This is a genomic window from Streptomyces sp. SID13726, from assembly GCF_010548375.1.
Lineage (GTDB): Bacteria > Actinomycetota > Actinomycetes > Streptomycetales > Streptomycetaceae > Streptomyces.
Genome location: NZ_JAAGLY010000247.1, coordinates 1 through 530 on the forward strand (window position 1 = coordinate 1; position 530 = coordinate 530).

Consider the following 530-nt stretch of genomic DNA (forward strand, 5'->3'; position numbering starts at 1 on the left):
CTCTTCGGCGGCGATCTCTACGGCGGACTGACCACGACGGTCACCGAGTTCAGCCGGATGCCGCTCGAATGCTGCACCACCGCCCAGGCCGCCACCCCCGAGTCCCTGCTGATGCTCGCCCGCAGCTTCGGCGCCAACGCCGTCATCGGCGTACCGACCATGATCGTCCCGCTGCTGCGCGAGGCGTACCGGCAGGACCCCCTGCTGCGCATCGAGAAGGTCCTCTACCTCGGCACGGCCATGGGCCGCGCCGACCGCACCTGGCTGCGCGAGCACCTCGGCACCCGCATCGTCTCCAGCGTCCTGGCCGCCAACGACGGGGCCCAGCTCGGCTACCAGTGCGCCGCCCTCGACGGGATGCTCCACCACGTCAACGACGACTACAACTACCTGGAGGTCGTCGACGACCACGGCCGCCCCCTGCCCGACGGCACCGCGGGGGAGCTGCTGACCACCACCTTCCAGAAGGGCGAGGGCCCGCTGATCCGCTACCGCATCGGCGACCGCGGCCGGTTCGTCGACCACGACTG

At 70.9% G+C, this 530-nt stretch carries 1 pseudogene; it reads left to right on the top strand.

The window, feature by feature from the left end:
• Window positions 1-530: pseudogene (locus G3I78_RS47445) on the top strand (phenylacetate--CoA ligase family protein); the annotation flags it as partial.